The sequence below is a fragment of the Vibrio sp. 811 genome (assembly GCF_033339195.1).
Map to the genome: position 1 here is coordinate 1 of NZ_JAWOUB010000564.1, position 619 is coordinate 619.

Here is a 619-nt window from a genome sequence, read left to right on the forward strand (position 1 = left end):
TTGCAACACGGCGACCGCCACCCATAGAAACCACAGCCATGCCGATAGCACGCGTGTCCATTGCAGAGACAATACCTGTTTCTGTCGCATAAACTGGCTTGATGATTTCTGCTTTTTCTAGGTAGTTATCGTAGTTTTCGACGAAGTCAGCTGGGCCGCCAAGACCCGCAACCATTTTGCCGAAGCAAGCTGCTGCTTTACCGTTGTCTAGCACTTCCATCAGTTTCGCGCGTGCGTCGTCTGTGTTCTCAGCCAGTTTGCCAAGCACGAGCATTTCAGCACATGATGCCATCGTCACTTCAAGTAGACGCGGGTTACGGTATTCACCCGTTAGGAAACGAACCGCTTCACGAACTTCCACCGCATTACCAGCAGAAGAAGCCAGTACTTGGTTCATGTCCGTAAGGATTGCGGTAGTCTTCGTGCCTGCACCATTTGCTACAGCAACGATAGATTTTGCTAGCTCTTCAGACGCTTCGTAAGTTGGCATAAATGCGCCAGAACCGACTTTTACGTCCATCACTAGAGATTCCAGACCCGCTGCCAATTTCTTAGACAGGATCGATGCCGTGATCAGTGAGATGTTGTCTACGGTAGCCGTGATATCACGAGTCGCGTA

Annotated in this window: 1 protein-coding gene; it reads right to left on the bottom strand. The window is 50.4% G+C overall.

The window, feature by feature from the left end; all coding sequences use genetic code 11:
* A partial coding sequence (locus R7Q46_RS28115; RefSeq protein WP_318078429.1) for a thymidine phosphorylase occupies positions 1–619 on the bottom strand: 619 nt, incomplete at both ends.